The following is a 16,174-nucleotide window of genomic DNA, read 5'->3' on the forward strand; positions in this document are numbered from 1 at the left end:
GAGCAAGAAAGCCGGGCATCGGGGGTTCCTCAAAAAGCAGAATCCTGATTATTGTCGTTCCAGCTGCTCGCGCCGCGGAAGGACACGCATATGGAGGAGAAACTGGCCCTCCGGATCCAGCTGTTCCGAGAAACCGGCCAAGTACGCCCGGACGTCGCCGAGTTCGTCCGGAGTGAGCTGGAGGACCTGGCCGCGGGGGGCCGTTCCGTCACCGAGGAGACGGCGGGCATGCTCACCAGCCATCTGATGATGGCGCTCACCAGGCTCGTGAACGGTGAGGCCCTCGAGGAGTTCCCGTCGGACGAGAGCGTCGAGGCGGAACTGGCGCAGCGGCCGGAGGCCGTCGGGCGGGCGCAGCAGATCGCAGGACGTGCCCGGAGCACTCTCGGCGCCCCCCTTCCCCGCTCCGAGATCAACTTCCTGGCGATGCATCTGGCCGTGCTGGACCAGCGTTCACCCATCGGCACAGCAGTGCGCGCCGTACCGGCCACCGGAACCGGAAGCGGGACCGGACCCGCGGAGGACACCGGCGCGCGGAAGAAGGGAGACCAGCCGTGACGAGAATCCTCACCGGCGGAGTCGGCAAGGCCCAAGTGGCCGAAGTCCTCGCCGAACTGGCCATCGACGGCCTCGAGGTCACCGTCTCCAACGACATGGAGGCGGCGATGCAACTGCGCGCCGGGCAGGCCGACTACTACCTGGGCACCTGCCACACCGGCGCGGGTGCCTCCCTGGGCGTGCTGCTCGGCGTCCTGGGCAGCGGCACATGTCACACCTTCGGGCGTGGCATCCCCACGGAGCAGGAAGTCACCGAACTGCTCGCGAGCGGCAAGAAGGTCTTCGGCTTCGGCATGGACCAGATCTCCGCCGCCACACCTGTGATCGCGCACGCCATCGCAGCCCGTACCGCCTGACCCCACGGCGCCCGACGGCGCCCTCCAGGGACTTAAGGAGCAGCACCCGTGAGCACCCTTCTCGCCGGCGCGGTGAGCGCGGGCAGCCAGAGCCTCGACTTCTCCGTGGCACAGAAGATCACTGTCATCGTCCTGTGCGCGCTGACCGCCCTCATATCCCACATGGCGCTGGCCGTCTTCAACGACGGCGTGCGCCCCTTCATGCTCGACTTCATCCAGGGGCGCAGCACGCGCAACGCCGCCACGGCCGTCTCCTTCGGGCTCTCGGCCGGTTTCATCTTCGGACTCGGGGCGCCGATGGCGCTGTCGACCGGGGTGCTCAACCCCTGGCTGCTGTTCCTGCCGACCGACGTGCTCGGCATCCTCTCGCCGAAGAAGTGGATCGCTCCCGTACTGGGCGGCGCCTGGGGCGCGGTGGTCGTCTTCGGGCTCAACGGCGCCAACGACGTCGCGCACGAGCTGCCCGTGGACTTCCTGACCGCCATGCAGCAGATGGCGACGCCGATCCTCTTCCTCTTCACGCTCTTCCCGGTGCTCGCGATCACCCGGCAGTTCGGCAAACTCCGCGGCGGAATAGCGGGGGTGGTGGAACTCGCCCTCGTGATCGTGACCATGAAGCTGTGGCCCGACGTGTTCCCGGGCGCCGCCGCCATGGCCGTCGGTGTGGTCATGCTGATCGGTTTCGCGATAGCCAAGGACATGCGGGCACGGCGCGCGGCGCGCGCGGAGAGCGCCGCGAAGGACGCCGCAGGGGGCGGGCAGGCGGGGAGCGCTCCGGAGGATGCGCCCGCCGAAGATCCGATGCTCTCCCTCTTCAGCGCGAGCGCCACCCGGCTGCGCCGTCATCTGCCGCTGTTCATGCTGCTGGGTGCGGGCGTGTGTCTGCTCGCCCAGATGCACGTCTTCGGCGGCGGAGAGGCCACGAGCTTCCTGATAGCGAAGGGCGACTACGCCGGCGCCGCGCAGGTCGACTTCTACCGCGTCTTCGGCTTCATCCCGCTGATCGCCACGACGGCGCTCGCCTCCGGCGCGTACGCCATCGCCGGTTTCACCTTCGTCTACCCGATCGGCTATCTGCTGCCGAGTCCGTGGCTGGCGCTGCTGGCCGGCGCGGCCGTCTTCGCCGTCGAGGTACTGGCGCTGTCCTGGATCGGCAAGATGCTCGGCAGGCTGCCGTCGGTCCGTGACTCGTCCGAGCATCTGCGCAACGCGATCAGCGAGAGCCTCTGGCTGGCGATCCTTTTCGGGTCGCTGCTGGCGGCCAACACGATGGGCGGCGGGCTCGGCATCCTCATCGTGGGCGGCCTCTACCTGCTCAACGAGGCGTGCGGACGGGTCGTGGTGCGGATGGCCGCCGCGCCGGCCGCCGTGCTCGTGGGCGGTGTGCTGCTCAACCTCCTGTACTGGCTGGATCTGTTCGTCCCGGTCAAGGGCTGACCGGGACGATCGCCGGCCCACGGCCAGGAAAGGCAGCAGCACATGCACGACCCGCACGCAACCCAGCCTCCGCCCGGGGTCTCAGCCGCGCCCCACGTGCGCACCGTGGACGGTCTGCTCGCGCCCTCGCTGGTGGACGGACCGGTGCTCGCCCATGAGCATCTGGCCCTCGACCTGACACGCGGGAGCGACTCCGCGGCCGTGCTCGGGCAGGCGCACCGGGGGCAGGTGACGGCCGAGCTGTCCGGGCTGCGCCAGGAGTACGGGCTCTCGCTGGTCATCGAACTGACGTGCCGCGGAATGGGCCGCGACGTCCGCGCGCTGCGTGAGATCTCGGCCGGCTCGGGCGTCGCCGTCGTCGCCGCGACGGGCTGGTACTACGAACCGTTCCACCCTCGTGAGGTGGCGGGCACGGACGCCGGGGAGCTGGCGGAGAAGCTGCTCCGGGAGATCGGCGGCGGACTCGACTCGACCCACGTACGGCCCGGCGTCATCGGCGAGGTCGGCAGCCACGGGGAGTCGCCGAGCGAGCCCGAGGTACGTACGCTCACCGCCGCCGCCCGCGCGGCGGTGGCCAGCGGACTGTCGCTGGCCACACACGCCCAGCTGGGACGCGGCGGCCTCGCACAGCTGGAGGTGCTCGGTGCGCAGGGGCTGGCGCCGCACCGGGTGAGCATCGGGCACCAGGACCTGCTCGACGCCCCCGAGGTGCACCGTGAGCTGGCGGCGGCCGGCTGCTACGTCGCCTTCGACACCGTCGGCAAGGAGAGCTACCAGAGCGACGAGACGCGGCTGCGGCTGCTGCTGGCGCTGCTGGAGGCGGGGCACGCGGACCGGGTACTGCTGAGCTGTGACGTCTCCCGGTTCGGCTATCTGCGCAGCGAGGGCGGCGGAGGCTACGGACACCTCTTCCGCTCCTTCCTGCCCCGCCTCCGCGCGGAGGGCGCCGACGAGGGCCTGATCGATCTGCTCACCCGCCGGAATCCGCTGCGCTTCCTGACGGGCGCCGCCTGTGAGGAGTCGTGAGATGAACCCGCATCTGCCGCGGACCTTCCCGCTCGCCACCGTTTCCCTGGAGGAGGCGGCCCAGCGGCAGTTCCGGCTGCTGGAGTGCACCGCGCGGCACTTCGAGGGGCAGCAGCTCTTCGAAGCGGACGCCGGCGTGGTGCCGGAGCTGGGCAGACCCCGTACGACGGCACGGGTGGAGGCCGTACTGGCCGACTTCTTCGGCGCCGAGGCGGCGGCGCTGGTGCAGGGAGCGGGCACCGGCGCGATCCGTTCCGCGCTGGGGGCGGCGCTGACGGCGCCTGAGCCGCTGCTCATCCACCGGGCGCCGGTCTACCGCACCACCGGGGTCACACTGCGCGGTCTGGGGGTACGCACGTCCGAGGCCGATTTCAACGACCGGGCGTCGCTGGAAACCGCGCTGGCGTCCGGCCGCTTCCGCTACGCGTACATCCAGCACAGCCGGCAGCGCCTCGGCGATTCCTACGAGCCCGGCGAAGTGCTGTCGGCCTGCCGCGCGGCGGGAGTGCGCACCATCGTCGACGACAACTACACCGCCTTGCGTGTGCCCGCCTCGGGCGTCGAACTGGGCGCGGACGCCTCCTGCTTCTCACTGTTCAAGCTGCACGGCCCCGAGGGTGTCGGCGCCGTCGTCGGCTCGCAGAGCCTCGTCGGGCAGGTGCACGCCGACAACTACTCGGGCGGCGGCCAGGTCCAGGGCCACCAGGCGCTGGACGCGCTGCGGGCGCTCACGCACGTACCGGTGATGTGGGCGCTGCAGTCGCGGACCGGCGCCGAGGTGGCGGAGCGGCTGGCCGCGGGCGAGGTGCGCGGCGTGGCCCAGGTGCGCGTGGCGAACGTGCAGGACCGGTGTGTGCTGGTGCGCCTGGAGCATCCCGTCGCCCGTGAACTGCCCGCGGCAGCCTGCCGTCACGGGGCGGCGTCCTACCCCGTGGGCTCCAACTCCCGATACGAGGTGGCCCCGCTCTTCTACCGCATGTCCGGCTCCTCCCTGCTGGACGAGCCCTCTCTGGCGGACTGGGCGGTGCGGATCAACCCCATGCGGGCCGGTGCGGATCTCGTGGTGGACATTCTGCGCCGTGCTCTGGAGGACCTGTACGCCGCGCACGACCTGACCGACGTCCAGAAGGACTGATCTTGTTCCTCGACACCGTCCTTGCCCGCAACCCCGAGCTGGCCGAGGCGGCCGCCAAGCTGCACCGCGAGGGCGCGATCCCTCCGGACACCTACGTCGTCGACCGCGACGCCGTCGAGGCGAACGCGGAACTGCTCGCCGAGCGGGCCGCGCAGCTCGGCCTGACCCTGTGGTTCGTGGTCAAGCAGTTCGGACGCAACCCGGAGCTGATCGAAGCGGTCGCCCGTCATCTGCCCGCCTTCGCCGCCATCGACGCCCCGGAGGCGCGTGCCCTGCGCGCCGCGGGCGCCCGTGCGGGCAACCTGGGGCATCTGGTCCAGATCCCTCGGCGGGCGCTCCCGGAGATGCTCGCCTGGCGTCCGGAGGCTGTCACCGTCTTCGACTCGGCCAACGCGCGCGCCGTCTCCCAGGAGGCGCAGCGGCAGGGTTTCGTGCAGGACGTCCTCGTACGGATCGCCGGCGCCCCCGACGCGGTCTACCCCGGGCAGGAGGGCGGCGTACCGGTGGAGGAGCTCGGCGCGTTCGCCTCCCGGGCGGAGGCACTGCCGGGCGTAAGGATCGCCGGTGTGACGGGTTTCCCCTGCCTGCTGTGCGACCCGGTCTCCGGCGAACCGCGTCCCACCGCGACGTTCACGCTGCTGCGCGAGGCGCGCGCCCTGCTGGCCGCCCGCGGGCACGACGGTCTCAAGCTGAGCGCCCCGAGCGCCACTTCGGTCTCCACGCTGCCGCTGCTGGCCGAACTGGGCGCCACGCACGGCGAACCCGGGCACGCGCTGACGGGGACGACGCCACTGCACGCAGTGGACCCGCACCAGCCGGAGCGCCCCGGATACGTCTACGTCACCGAAGTCGCCCACACGCTCGCCGACGGACGTCCTGCGCTGCACGGAGGCGGCTTCTATCCGCGTGCGCGCATCGAGGACGCGCTGCTGCACCGCGCCGGTGTGCGTCTGCACGTGCAGGAGATGCCCGCCGAGAACATCGACTACTACCGGCTGCTGTCGGCGCCGGGCCCGGACGGGGCGGAGGTGCGGGCCGGCGACACGGCCGTACTCGCCTTCCGCACCCAGATGTTCGTCACACGCAGCAACGTCGCCGTCGTGAGCGGCCTGTCCTCCGGCGCGGGGAAGCTGACCGGACTGCACGACGCGCTCGGCCGAGCGCTCTGAGAGGCGAGAACCCCATGAGCACAACCGTCATCGTCGTCGTGGACGGCTTCGGCGTCGGCGCGATGCCCGACGCGGGCGCGCTCCGTCCGGGCGACCGCGCGGCAGACACCCTCGGGCACGTTCTCGGCGGCTGCCGCACCGCCCGCGGCCGTGAACTGCGCCTGCCCGCCTTCGGCGCCCTCGGCCTCGGCCTGCTGCACCCCGCACCCGGTCCCGACGGCGCCACGGAGCTGCCGGTCGCGGTGTGCCGTGCGGGGCTGGGCTATCCGGGGGCGGACACGTGGGCGGGCCACCAGACCATGATGGGCGCCGACTTCACCGGTGTCACCGTCGCCCGGCTCGCCGAAGCCCTGCCCGAGGTCACCGACGCTCTGAGACGGGCCGGCCACACCGTCGGACTGCTGGACGGAGAGCCGCTGCCTGTGGTCGACGGGCACGTCCTGGTGCACGACAACCTGGAGGCCGACCCCGGAGTGAACTGGAACGTCTCCGGGCGCCTGGAGGACCTGCCCTTCGAGCAGATCCTCGGCATCGCCCGTGCGGTCCGCTCGGTCGCACCGGTCGCCCGGGTGATCGCCGTGGGCGGGCACGCGGACCGGCCGCTGCCGGAGTCCGTACGCCACGGAGACGGCGGCACCGTGGGACTGGACACCCCCGCCACCGGCTTCTACAGGAACGGTGGTCTGCGGGTACAGCACATGGGAGCGCCCATGGACCACACCCGGCAGCTCCCGGAGGTGGCCGCGCGGGCCGGCCTTCCGGTGACGCTGATCGGCAAGGCCGCCGACATCCTCGCCTGCGACAGTGCGGTGCGCCTCCCCGCGGTGAGGACGGACGAGGTGCTGGCGCACACCCTCGGCGCCGTACGCGCACGCGGGCGGGAGGACGGCCCCGCCCTGGTGGTGGCCAACGTCCAGGAGACCGACCTCGCCGGGCACCAGCAGGACACCCTGCGCTTCGGCGCCGTACTCGAAGAGGTGGATGCCGGACTCGGCGCGCTGCTGGAGGAACTGGACGGCCCGGGCGACCGGCTGATCGTCACCGGCGACCACGGCAACGACCCTGCGATCGGGCACGCCTTCCACACGCGCGAGTACGTGCCGGTTCTCATCCACCGTCCGGGCGCCGGTGAGGCGGCGCTGCAGGCCGACGCGGACACACTGGCGGACGTCGGTGCCACGGCGGCACGCTTCCTGGGACTGCCGCCGGACGCGCTCGCGAACGGTTCGCCCCTGCCGCCGGGCTGAACCGGCCTTGCGCCTCGCCGCTCAGCCCCACCCCGCACCGCCCTGCCTCCGGCCCCGGCCGGCACGGCTCCGGCTCAGCCTTGGCCCTGCCGCTGCCCTTCCCGCCGCTCCCGGCTGCCGGTGGCGGATTCGGTGGCGGATTCGGGCGCGGATTCCGCGGCGGATTCGAGTCCGGGCCCGGCCGCCCCGTTCCCCGCCCCGTTCCCGGCCCCGTTCCCGGCCTCGGCCGGTCGGCCACGGCCCCTCGCCCCGCTGTGCTCGCGGCTCCACTCCGCCCGGATGTCCGGCCACTCCTCGGCCGTCATCGCGAAGCGTTCGTGGTCCCGCCAGGCGTCGTTGAGAAAGAGCATCCGGGGCGAGAACCCCTCGTGCCGGAAGCCGAGACGGCGCGCCATGGCGATCGAACGGTCGTTCTCCGGCTGAACGTTGATCTCCAGTCGGTGCAGCCCCAGCCCTTCGGGGGCGTTCTCGAAGCAGCGGTCGATGATCAGCCGCATCCCCTCGGTCATACGTCCGGTGCCCGCGTAGGGCACGTAACTGTCGTAGCCGAGCGCGCCGTTGCAGAAGCGGGCGCGGACGATGTTGGCGACGTTGACCCGGCCGACCAGTCCGCCGTCCTCGATGTCCCAGATCATGAAGCTGCGCAGCGCCGGCCCCTGCCGCCGCAGCAGGTCGGGAAACCCGGCGGGCTCGACCGGGTTCCAGGGGGTGAGGTGATCGACCGAACGAAGGACCGCCTCGCGGTAGGCGGCTTCGTCGGAAGGCTGCGGAGGCCGGATGTGTACGCGCATGAACGACATCATCCGCCCCCGCGCCCGATGGTTCACTTCGGGGGCAGGATGTCCTTGAACTCCTGAGGCAGCTCGAAGTTCTCCGGGGCCCCTCCCCCGTCCGCACCGCCGAAGGCACCGCCCTGACCGGCGGCCTTGCGCTGTGCGGCGGCCTGCTCCTCCTGCTTGCGCTTCATCGGGTTGCCCGACTGGCGCTTGCCCTTGGCCTTCTTCTGCTGCTTCGCCTTCTTCTTACCAGCGCCACCCATTCCGGGCATGCCCGGCATCCCGGGCATGCCACCGCCCTGCGCCATCTTGGACATCATCTTGCGGGCCTCGAAGAAGCGCTCCACCAGGCCCTTCACCGCGCTGACGTCCACGCCGGAACCCCGTGCGATACGGGCCCGGCGCGAGCCGTTGATCATGGTGGGCTCAGCGCGCTCGGCCGGTGTCATCGACTTGATGATCGCGGCCGTACGGTCGACCTCGCGCTCGTCGAGATCGTTGATCTGGTCCTTCATCTGGCCCATGCCCGGCATCATCCCGAGCAGCTTGGAGATCGAGCCCATCTTGCGGACCTGCTCCATCTGCGCCAGGAAGTCGTCGAGCGTGAACTCCTTGGGGCCCTTCTGCAGCTTCGCGGCCATCTTCTCGGCCTCTTGCTGGCTGAAGGTCTGCTCGGCCTTCTCGATGAGCGTCAGCACATCGCCCATGCCGAGGATGCGGGACGCCATGCGGTCCGGGTGGAACGCGTCGAAGTCGTCCAGCTTCTCGCCGTTGGAGGCGAACATGATCTGCTTGCCGGTGACCTGGGCCACCGAGAGAGCGGCACCGCCGCGCGCGTCGCCGTCGAGCTTGGAGAGGACCACGCCGTCGAAGCCGACTCCGTCGCGGAACGCCTCCGCCGTGGTGACCGCGTCCTGGCCGATCATCGCGTCGACGACGAAGAGCACCTCGTCGGGGCTGACCGCGTCCCGGATGTCGGCGGCCTGCCGCATCAGCTCCTCGTCGATGCCGAGCCGCCCGGCCGTGTCGACGACGACCACGTCGTGCTGCTTCTCACGGGCGTGACCGACGGAGTCCTCGGCGACCTTCACCGGGTCGCCCACGCCGTTGCCCGGCTCGGGGGCGTAGACGGACACTCCGGCGCGTTCGGCGACGACGGAGAGCTGGTTGACGGCGTTGGGGCGCTGGAGGTCGCACGCGACCAGCAGCGGCGCGTGCCCCTGCTGCTTGAGCCAGCGGCCGAGCTTCCCCGCCAGCGTCGTCTTGCCCGAACCCTGCAGACCGGCGAGCATGATCACGGTCGGCGGGTTCTTCGCGAACCGCAGACGGCGGGTCTCGCCGCCGAGGATGCCCACCAGCTCCTCGTTGACGATCTTGATGACCTGCTGTGCGGGGTTCAGCGCCTGGGAGACCTCCGCCCCGAGGGCACGCTCCTTGACCTTCTTGATGAAGGCGCGGACGACGGGGAGGGCGACATCCGCCTCCAGCAGGGCGATGCGGATCTCGCGCGTCGTGGCGTCGATGTCCGCCTCGGACAAGCGGCCCTTGCCCCGTAGGTTCTTGAAGGTCGCTGCGAGGCGATCGGAGAGAGTGTCGAACACGGCGGTCGCGGGTCCTTCGCTTCGGGGTACGGATTCAAGACGGCAGTCGGCCTACAAGGGTATCCGTCCGCCCGCACTCCGGTCAGGTCCGGTCAGCGCCCCGGGGCGGCCGACGGTGTACCCTCCGGCGCCCGCACCAGTTCCCGCTCCAGCTCGGCGGCCAGACCCGCCGCGCGGTGCGACGGCAGAGGAGCGCCGTCGGCCCCCGTGACGTAGAAGGCGTCGACGGCGTTGGAGCCGAGCGTACTGACGTGTGCGCTGCGCACCACCACGCCCGCGCCCTCCAGCGCCCGCCCGATGCGGTACAGCAGGCCGGGAGCGTCCTGCGCCCTCACCTCCAGGACCGTGGCCAGCTCGGAACTGCCGGGAGCGACGGTGACGCGCGGCGGCGGCGCCTGTCCGGCGCGGCGGCGCGGCCGCCGGTACGCCGCCTCCCGCTCGGCGAGACGGGCGGGGATGTCGAGGGAGCCCTCCAGGGCACGTGCCAGATCGGCACGCAGCCGCGCCGCCTGCGGCAGCGAACCGTACTCGGCGGCGACCCGCCAGGACAGCAGCAGCACCGCGGCGTCCGCGCCTGGGGGCGCTTCCGTCTCCGCGGACGCTCCGGTCTCCGCGTCCCCGTCCCCGTCCGCATCCCCGTCCGCGCCGGTGGCCGGGGCGGTGGCCGGGGCGGACAGCCGCAGCACACGCAGGTCGGCGGCCCGAACGGTCAGCCGGTGCAGCGCCAGGACCCCTGCCACGGCGGGCAGTACGCCCATCGCGTACGCGCCCGACGTGCCCGGAGCGGACGTCGGGTCGTCCGGTGCCGGCGGCGCGGGAACGGTGACCAGCAGCTCGACGCCGACCGCGCCACCCGTGGCGGACCGCACCGCGGCTCCGCCGTACCCGTCACGCGCGCCGGAACGGCCGTCGCCATGCGTGCTCCCGCCGTCCTCCCCGCCGTCGTACGACGGCTCCGGAGGCACCTCGGACTGTGTGCACAGCGTGAGGACGGGCCCCTGGGTGCGCCATGCCTCGACGGCGAGCCGCTCCGCCTCGGCCGTCGGCTCGAAGGGGTCGGTGACCTCGTCCACGGCCTCGCCCGCCAGCACCCCGGCGACCCGCTTGGCCAGGTCGGCCACGAGGGTGCCGCGCCACGCCGACCAGGCGGCGGGCCCGGTGGCCAGCGCGTCCGCCTCTGTCAGCGCGTGCAGGAGTTCCAGCGTGCCGGTGGTGCCGACCACGTCGGCGACCGAGCGGATCGTCGCCGGGTCGTCCAGGTCGCGGCGCGTCGCGGTCTCGATGAGCAGCAGGTGATGGCGTACGAGCGTGGCGAGCACCTCAACGTCCGGCTTGTCGAAGCCGATACGGGCGGCCATGTCGCGGGCGATGGTCTCCCCCGCGACGGAGTGGTCGCCCGGCCAGCCCTTGCCGATGTCGTGCAGCAGAGCGCCGACCAGCAGCAGATCGGGCCGCTGCACCCGCCGGGTCAGGGCGGAGGCGTGTACGGCGGTCTCCACGAGGTGACGGTCGACGGTGAAGCGGTGCACGGGATTGCGCTGCGGGCGGCAGCGCACCCGCTCCCAGTCCGGCAGCAGACGGGCGATGAGCCCCTCCGCCTCCAGCGCCTCCCACACGGGGACCGTCGCCTCACCCGCGCCGAGCAGAGTGATGAACTCCTGGCGGGCCTCGGCCGGCCAGGGCACGGGCAGGACGTGTGCGGGGCCGGCGGACCGGCCGGCGCCGGTGCGACTGCCCGTGCGGCTGCCCGTGCCCGGCGAACCGCTCCCGGACCCGGCGCCCCTTCCCGAGGACGTGGCGCTCCCCGAGGACGTGGCGCTCCCCGAGGACGTGGCGCTCCCGGAAGACGTGGCGCTCCCGGAAGACGTGGCGCTCCCGGAAGACGTGGCGCTCCCGGCTGCGGCCATGCGCCGTACCGCGGGCAGCGCGAGCGGCAGTTGCGCCTGCGCCGCCGCGGCGGCCGCGCGCAGCGGCAGCACCGGATCGCGGTCCGGGCGGGCGCCGCGGGCGAGCACGGCCTCACCGTCGTGCTCGACGACGCCCTCGGCGAGCGGCGTCCGTTCCTGTTCGAGGGTGGTACGGCGCGTCCCGCTCGTGCCGCCGCTCAGCAGCCCGCGCAGCCGGGAGGTCCTTCCGCCGCGGGAGCGCAGCACGCGGGAGACCTCACGCCAGGTCACATCGCTGGCATAGGCGATCGTGCGGGCCGCCTCGTAGACCTGGCGCAGCAGGGAGTCGGCGTCCAGCAGCCGCAGTGCCGCGGCGACCTGGTCCTGGTCCTGCAACGCGAGTCTGTCGGTGGCACGGCCGGTGGTGAGGTGGAGCGCGTCGCGCACGTCCAGCAGCGTCTCGCGGGCCTCGGCCAGTCCGCCTCGCGGCGCGTCCGCAAGCCAGGACGCGGCCACCGCACGCAGCGCGGTGGCGTCCCGCAGGCCGCCCCTGGCCTCTTTCAGGTCGGGCTCCAGCAGGAAGCGCAACTCGCCGTGTGCGCGCGAGCGTTCCTCGGCCATCTCCCGCAGTTCGGGCAGGCGCTCGGCGGCCCGGGCCCGCCACGCGGCGAACGCTCCGGCGCGCAGGTCCGCCGTGAGGGCCTCGTCGCCGGCCACGTGCCGGGCGTCCAGCAGCCCCAGCTGGACCTTGAGGTCCTCCTCGGCGGTCCTGCGCGCCTCGGCGGTGGTGCGTACGGAGTGGTCCAGGGCGATGCCCAGGTCCCACACCGGGTACCAGACGCGGTCGGCGACCCGGGCGATCTCGCCCTTCCGGGTGCGCCCGTCGTGCAGGAGGAGCAGATCCAGGTCGCTGCGCGGGGACAGCTCCCCGCGCCCGTAGCCGCCGACGGCGACCAGGGCGATGCCCTCTCCCGCCGCCCCCAGCAGTCCCGCCAGCCAGTCGTCGGTCAGCCGGGCCAGTTCGGCACGGCGTGGTGCCCCGGCGAGCGCCTCCCCGTCGGTCCCCCCGCTGAGGAGGCGCAGCCGTGCCGCCGCGTAGCCGCCCGGTGCCGCACCGGGCCCGGTCGCCGTCTTTGTGATCTCGGCTTGTTCGGCCATGTGCGGTTCCCGACTCCTGTCCGGTGCTGGGCGTCTGCTGGCGGGGGTGTCTCCGGGGTCGGTCAGGCTGGTGCGGCGACCGGCAGGGTCTGCCCGCTGCTCGGGGGCAGACCCTGCCGGGACTTGTCGGACACCCCTCAGAGAGCGTCCGGCCCGCGGTCGCCGGTGCGCACACGCACGACGGACTCGACGGGGACGGTCCAGACCTTGCCGTCGCCGATCTTTCCGGTACGGGCGGCCTTGACGACGACCTCGGTCAGCTCCTCGGCGTCCTCGTCCTCGGCCAGCACCTCGATGCGCACCTTCGGCACCAGGTCGACGGTGTACTCCGCGCCCCGGTAGACCTCGGTGTGGCCGCGCTGGCGTCCGTATCCGCTGGATTCGGTGACCGTCAGTCCCTGCACGCCGAACGTGCGCAGTGCCTCCTTCACGTCCTCCAGCTGGTGCGGCTTGATGACCGCGGTGATGAGCTTCATGCGTCCACCTTCTTGTCCGTGAGCTGACCGGTCGTCGCCTGTCCGCCGGGCTGACCCTGCTGCCCGGGAGGCTCGGCGACGGGGCGTGCCGAGGAGGAGGAGCCGCCCACCGCGCTGAAGTCGTACGCGGTCTCCGCGTGGTAGGCGCGGTCGAGGCCGCTCGTCTCGTCGTCCTCGTCGGCACGGAAGCCGACCGTCACGTGGATCAGCTTGGCGATGATCCAGGAGACCACGAAGGAGTAGCCCATCACGGAGAAGGCTCCGGTGGCCTGCTTGCCGAACTGGGTCAGCCCGCCGGCTCCGTCGATGGCCAGGAAGCCGACCATCAGCGTGCCGATGACGCCGCCGAAGAGGTGGACGCCCACGACGTCGAGTGAATCGTCGAAGCCCATCTTGAACTTGAGGCTGACAGCCCAGGAGCAGACCACACCGGCGACGACGCCGATCGCCAGGGCCCCGACGGCGTTGACGTTCGCGCCGGCCGGGGTGATCGCCACGAGGCCCGCGATGGCACCGGAGGCGGCACCGAGGGTCGTGAAGGCGCCGTGCCGGATGCGCTCGTAGAGGAGCCAGCCGAGGACGGCCGCTCCGGTGGCGAGCTGCGTGTTCATCGCCATCGTGGCGGCGGTGCCGTCGGCGGCGAGCGCCGATCCGGCATTGAAGCCGAACCAGCCGAACCACAGCAGTGCCGCGCCGAGCACGACGAGCGGCAGGCTGTGCGGACGCATCGGCTCCTTCTTGAACCCGATGCGCTTGCCGACCACCAGGACGGCCGCGAGAGCGCCCACACCGGCGTTGATGTGCACAGCGGTGCCGCCGGCGAAGTCGATGACTCCCAGGTCGAAGAGCCAGCCGCCCTCCGCCCACACCCAGTGGGCGACGGGGAAGTAGACGAGCGTCGCCCACAGCGCGATGAAGACGGCCCATGCGCCGAACTTCACGCGGTCCGCGAGCGCGCCGCTCATGAGCGCCGGAGTCAGGATCGCGAACATCATCTGGAAGAGGGCGAAGGCGAAGACCGGGATGCCGCCCTCCTCGGTCATCGACTCGACCGTGATGCCCTTCAGACCGACGAAGTCGAAGTTCCCTATGACGCCGCCGGTGTCAGGACCGAAGGCCAGGGAGTAGCCGTAGAGCACCCAGAGGATGCTCAGGATGCCCAGCGAGATGAAGGACATCATCAGCATGTTGAGCGCGCTCTTGACGCGGACCATGCCGCCGTAGAAGAAGGCCAGGCCAGGCGTCATCAACATGACCAGAAACGCGCTGATCAGTACGAATGCGGTATCCGCGCCGTTCAATGTGGACGTCTCCTCAAGGTAACGACCCGTGCGGGAGGAACGGGATGGCCCGGAAGGGGCCATGAGTGGGCCGGGATGCGAGCCAGACTCCCCAGACCTCGTTTCCTTCGATGCCGCCCGGTGTTTCACGGCGGTGACGATGCCCGGCACGGTGTTACGCCTGCATGAACCGCTGGGGAGGGGTAGGCGATGCCGCTACTCTGCGGCCGCCACAGCGCGGCGCGGCCGCCCGTGAGATCGGGAACCGGCCACGACAGCGCCCTGTGATCGACCTGGCGTCGGGGGAGCCCAGTCGGTGTGTCGGGGCACTGGTCGCGGCCGGTGGTCCGGTCGGGGAACGGTGGTCCGGTCGGGGAAGGCGGCTCAGCCCGCCGCGGCGACCCCCTGCGCGTCCGGCAGTTCGGCAGCGAGCCTCTCGCCGAGCTCCACGACCTCGGCCACTTCGCCGAAGTCCCTCGCGGCCCAGGCAGCGGTCCTGCGCAGCCGGTTGTTCACCCGCTCGGAGCGCAGCCGCTTCGCCACCTCGATGGCCTCCTCCGCGCGGAATGCGCAGTGCTCCGGCTCCTTCTGCAGGAGGTGCACGCTCGCCATGCCGAGCAGGTTCAGGGCGTACGACCGCCGGTGGCCGCCGCCCTCGCTCTCCCGGGCCTCCCGCCGGAACAGCTCCACGGCACGCTCCATGGCCGGGCGGGCCATCGACGCGTACGTGGGGCTGCGCCCGGAGGAGTAGGCGAGGTCGCGGTAGGAGTGAGCCGTCTCCGCGTTCATCTCGGCCTCGGAGAAGAAGCGGATCCAGTCCGGGTCGCCGTCCGCCGGACCGACGTCCTCGAACGTCTCCTCGGCCATGCGCACGGCACGACGGCACTTGCCGGGCTGCCCCATGTTCGCGTAGGCGCGCGCCTCCATCGCGTGGAGCATCGCCTGCGTACGGGCGGTCGCGCCCTCCCGGCTGCCGTACTGCGCGAGGTGGACCAGCTCCAACGCGTCCTCGGCGCGGCCCAGATGGATCATCTGCCGGGCCATCTTGCTCAGCACGTACGACCCCAGGGGCCGGTCTCCGGCCTCCTTCGCGGCGCGCATCGCCAGCACGAAGTACTTCTGCGCGGTGGGCTGGAGGCCGATGTCATAGCTCATCCAGCCCGCCAGCTCGGCCAGTTCGGCCGTCACCCGGAACAGACGGCGGCCCACCTCCTTCGGGTGCTTGTCCTGCAGCAGGTCCGTCACCTCGTGGAGCTGGCCGACGACGGCCTTGCGGCGCAGGCCGCCCCCGCACTGCGCGTCCCACTGCCGGAACATCGCGGTGGTCTGCTCCAGCAGCTCCACCTCCGGCACGGACAGCTTCTCCGTGCGCCGGCGCGCCGCCGCCCCGGGACCGGGGACGGGGCCGCTCCCGCGGGCTCCACCGCCTCCGGCGGCTTCGGCCCCCACCTCGCCTCCGGGCAGGCCCGGACCTGGCACCAGCCAGCGCTGCATGGGCTCGATCAGGGCGGGACCGGCGGAGACGCTGAGCGAGGCCCCGAGGAAGCCACGGCCCCCCAGCATGAGGTCGCCGCGGGTGAAGTCGTTGATCATCGCGATCGTCTGCGGCCCCGCCCAGGGCAGGTCGACGCCGGAGTCCGAAGGAGTCTGCCGGGCGGACCGCAGTCCGAGGTCCTCGATGGCCACCACACAGCCGAAGCGTTCGGCGAACAGTTCCGAGAGGATGCGCGGGATGGGCTCGCGCGGCTGCTCACCGTCCAGCCAGCGGCGAACGCGCGAGGTGTCCGTGCTGATGTGGTGGGCGCCCAACTGCCGTGCCCGGCGGTTCACCTGACGCGCCAGCTCCCCCTTCGACCAGCCGCTGCGCAGGAACCACGAGCCCAACTGCCCGTTCGCGGGTTTGTCCTGCTCGCCCAACGCCGCTGCCCCCATCCGGCCTCTCACCGCCCCATGACACCCATGCCTCCGGCATACCCACGAGGCGAAGCTACGCCGACCGTGTGCACCGAAAGTAATCCTACGATCACGGTTCAGGCGAGCCCGTTCCCGGAAACGCCACCATTCGCCAC

General features: G+C 72.0%; 11 protein-coding genes and 2 pseudogenes. 7 read left to right on the top strand and 6 right to left on the bottom strand.

Annotated features, from left to right (window positions below; translation table 11 throughout):
• Positions 1-90: 90 nt before the first annotated feature.
• The 7 genes and pseudogenes from H343_RS32820 to H343_RS0125245 all read left to right on the top strand — a co-directional run.
• Positions 91-459 (top strand): annotated as a pseudogene (locus H343_RS32820) (PRD domain-containing protein); the annotation flags it as partial.
• A gap of 95 nt (positions 460-554) precedes the next feature.
• Complete coding sequence (locus H343_RS0125220; protein ID WP_028433387.1) at positions 555-914, top strand: DUF2620 domain-containing protein; 360 nt, start codon at positions 555-557, stop codon at positions 912-914.
• A 162-nt stretch (positions 915-1,076) separates the two neighbouring features.
• Positions 1,077-2,351 carry a YhfT family protein gene (locus H343_RS0125225; RefSeq protein ID WP_486587057.1) on the top strand — a complete coding sequence of 425 codons (1,275 nt, stop codon included), beginning with the start codon at positions 1,077-1,079 and terminating at the stop codon, positions 2,349-2,351.
• A 42-nt stretch (positions 2,352-2,393) separates the two neighbouring features.
• A complete protein-coding gene (locus H343_RS0125230) occupies positions 2,394-3,377 on the top strand; it encodes a phosphotriesterase family protein (protein WP_051266011.1) in 984 nt (327 codons plus the stop codon).
• Position 3,378: 1 nt separating this feature from the next.
• A complete protein-coding gene (locus tag H343_RS0125235) occupies positions 3,379-4,512 on the top strand; it encodes an aminotransferase class V-fold PLP-dependent enzyme (RefSeq protein WP_028433390.1) in 1,134 nt (377 codons plus the stop codon).
• A gap of 2 nt (positions 4,513-4,514) precedes the next feature.
• Positions 4,515-5,681 carry an alanine racemase gene (locus tag H343_RS0125240; RefSeq protein ID WP_028433391.1) on the top strand — a complete coding sequence of 389 codons (1,167 nt, stop codon included), beginning with the start codon at positions 4,515-4,517 and terminating at the stop codon, positions 5,679-5,681.
• A 14-nt stretch (positions 5,682-5,695) separates the two neighbouring features.
• Positions 5,696-6,928, top strand: a complete 1,233-nt coding sequence (locus tag H343_RS0125245) for a phosphopentomutase (protein WP_028433392.1) — start codon at positions 5,696-5,698, stop codon at positions 6,926-6,928.
• A gap of 284 nt (positions 6,929-7,212) precedes the next feature.
• Here the strand turns inward: H343_RS0125245 and H343_RS32825 are convergent.
• The 6 genes and pseudogenes from H343_RS32825 to nsdA all read right to left on the bottom strand — a co-directional run.
• Positions 7,213-7,731: pseudogene (locus H343_RS32825) on the bottom strand (GNAT family N-acetyltransferase); the annotation flags it as partial.
• Positions 7,732-7,751: 20 nt separating this feature from the next.
• Complete coding sequence (ffh, locus tag H343_RS0125255; RefSeq protein ID WP_028433393.1) at positions 7,752-9,305, bottom strand: signal recognition particle protein; 1,554 nt, start codon at positions 9,303-9,305, stop codon at positions 7,752-7,754.
• Between the two features lie 92 nt (positions 9,306-9,397).
• The gene (locus tag H343_RS0125260) at positions 9,398-12,349 is read right to left on the bottom strand and encodes a bifunctional uridylyltransferase/uridylyl-removing enzyme (RefSeq protein ID WP_037905101.1); all 2,952 of its coding nucleotides are present in this window, start codon (positions 12,347-12,349) and stop codon (positions 9,398-9,400) included.
• A 137-nt stretch (positions 12,350-12,486) separates the two neighbouring features.
• On the bottom strand, positions 12,487-12,825 hold the full coding sequence (locus H343_RS0125265; RefSeq protein WP_028433395.1) for a P-II family nitrogen regulator: 339 nt from the start codon (positions 12,823-12,825) through the stop codon (positions 12,487-12,489).
• On the bottom strand, positions 12,822-14,126 hold the full coding sequence (locus H343_RS32830; RefSeq protein WP_051266013.1) for an ammonium transporter: 1,305 nt from the start codon (positions 14,124-14,126) through the stop codon (positions 12,822-12,824). Before H343_RS32830 ends, H343_RS0125265 begins: the two co-directional genes overlap by 4 nt.
• 363 nt (positions 14,127-14,489) lie before the next feature.
• Positions 14,490-16,037 carry a transcriptional repressor NsdA gene (gene nsdA / locus H343_RS0125275; protein ID WP_028433396.1) on the bottom strand — a complete coding sequence of 516 codons (1,548 nt, stop codon included), beginning with the start codon at positions 16,035-16,037 and terminating at the stop codon, positions 14,490-14,492.
• Positions 16,038-16,174 lie beyond the last annotated feature (137 nt).

It is taken from the genome of Streptomyces sp. TAA204, from assembly GCF_000424965.1.

Bases quoted from the DNA above. Each gene is read 5' to 3' on its own strand.
- H343_RS0125225 (WP_486587057.1), top strand. From the start codon at position 1,077: ATGGCGCTGGCCGTCTTCAACGACGGCGTGCGCCCCTTCATGCTCGAC.
- H343_RS0125230 (WP_051266011.1), top strand. From the start codon at position 2,394: ATGCACGACCCGCACGCAACCCAGCCTCCGCCCGGGGTCTCAGCCGCG.
- H343_RS0125235 (WP_028433390.1), top strand. From the start codon at position 3,379: ATGAACCCGCATCTGCCGCGGACCTTCCCGCTCGCCACCGTTTCCCTG.
- H343_RS0125245 (WP_028433392.1), top strand. From the start codon at position 5,696: ATGAGCACAACCGTCATCGTCGTCGTGGACGGCTTCGGCGTCGGCGCG.
- H343_RS0125260 (WP_037905101.1), bottom strand. From the start codon at position 12,349: ATGGCCGAACAAGCCGAGATCACAAAGACGGCGACCGGGCCCGGTGCG.
- H343_RS0125265 (WP_028433395.1), bottom strand. From the start codon at position 12,825: ATGAAGCTCATCACCGCGGTCATCAAGCCGCACCAGCTGGAGGACGTG.
- nsdA (WP_028433396.1), bottom strand. From the start codon at position 16,037: ATGGGGGCAGCGGCGTTGGGCGAGCAGGACAAACCCGCGAACGGGCAG.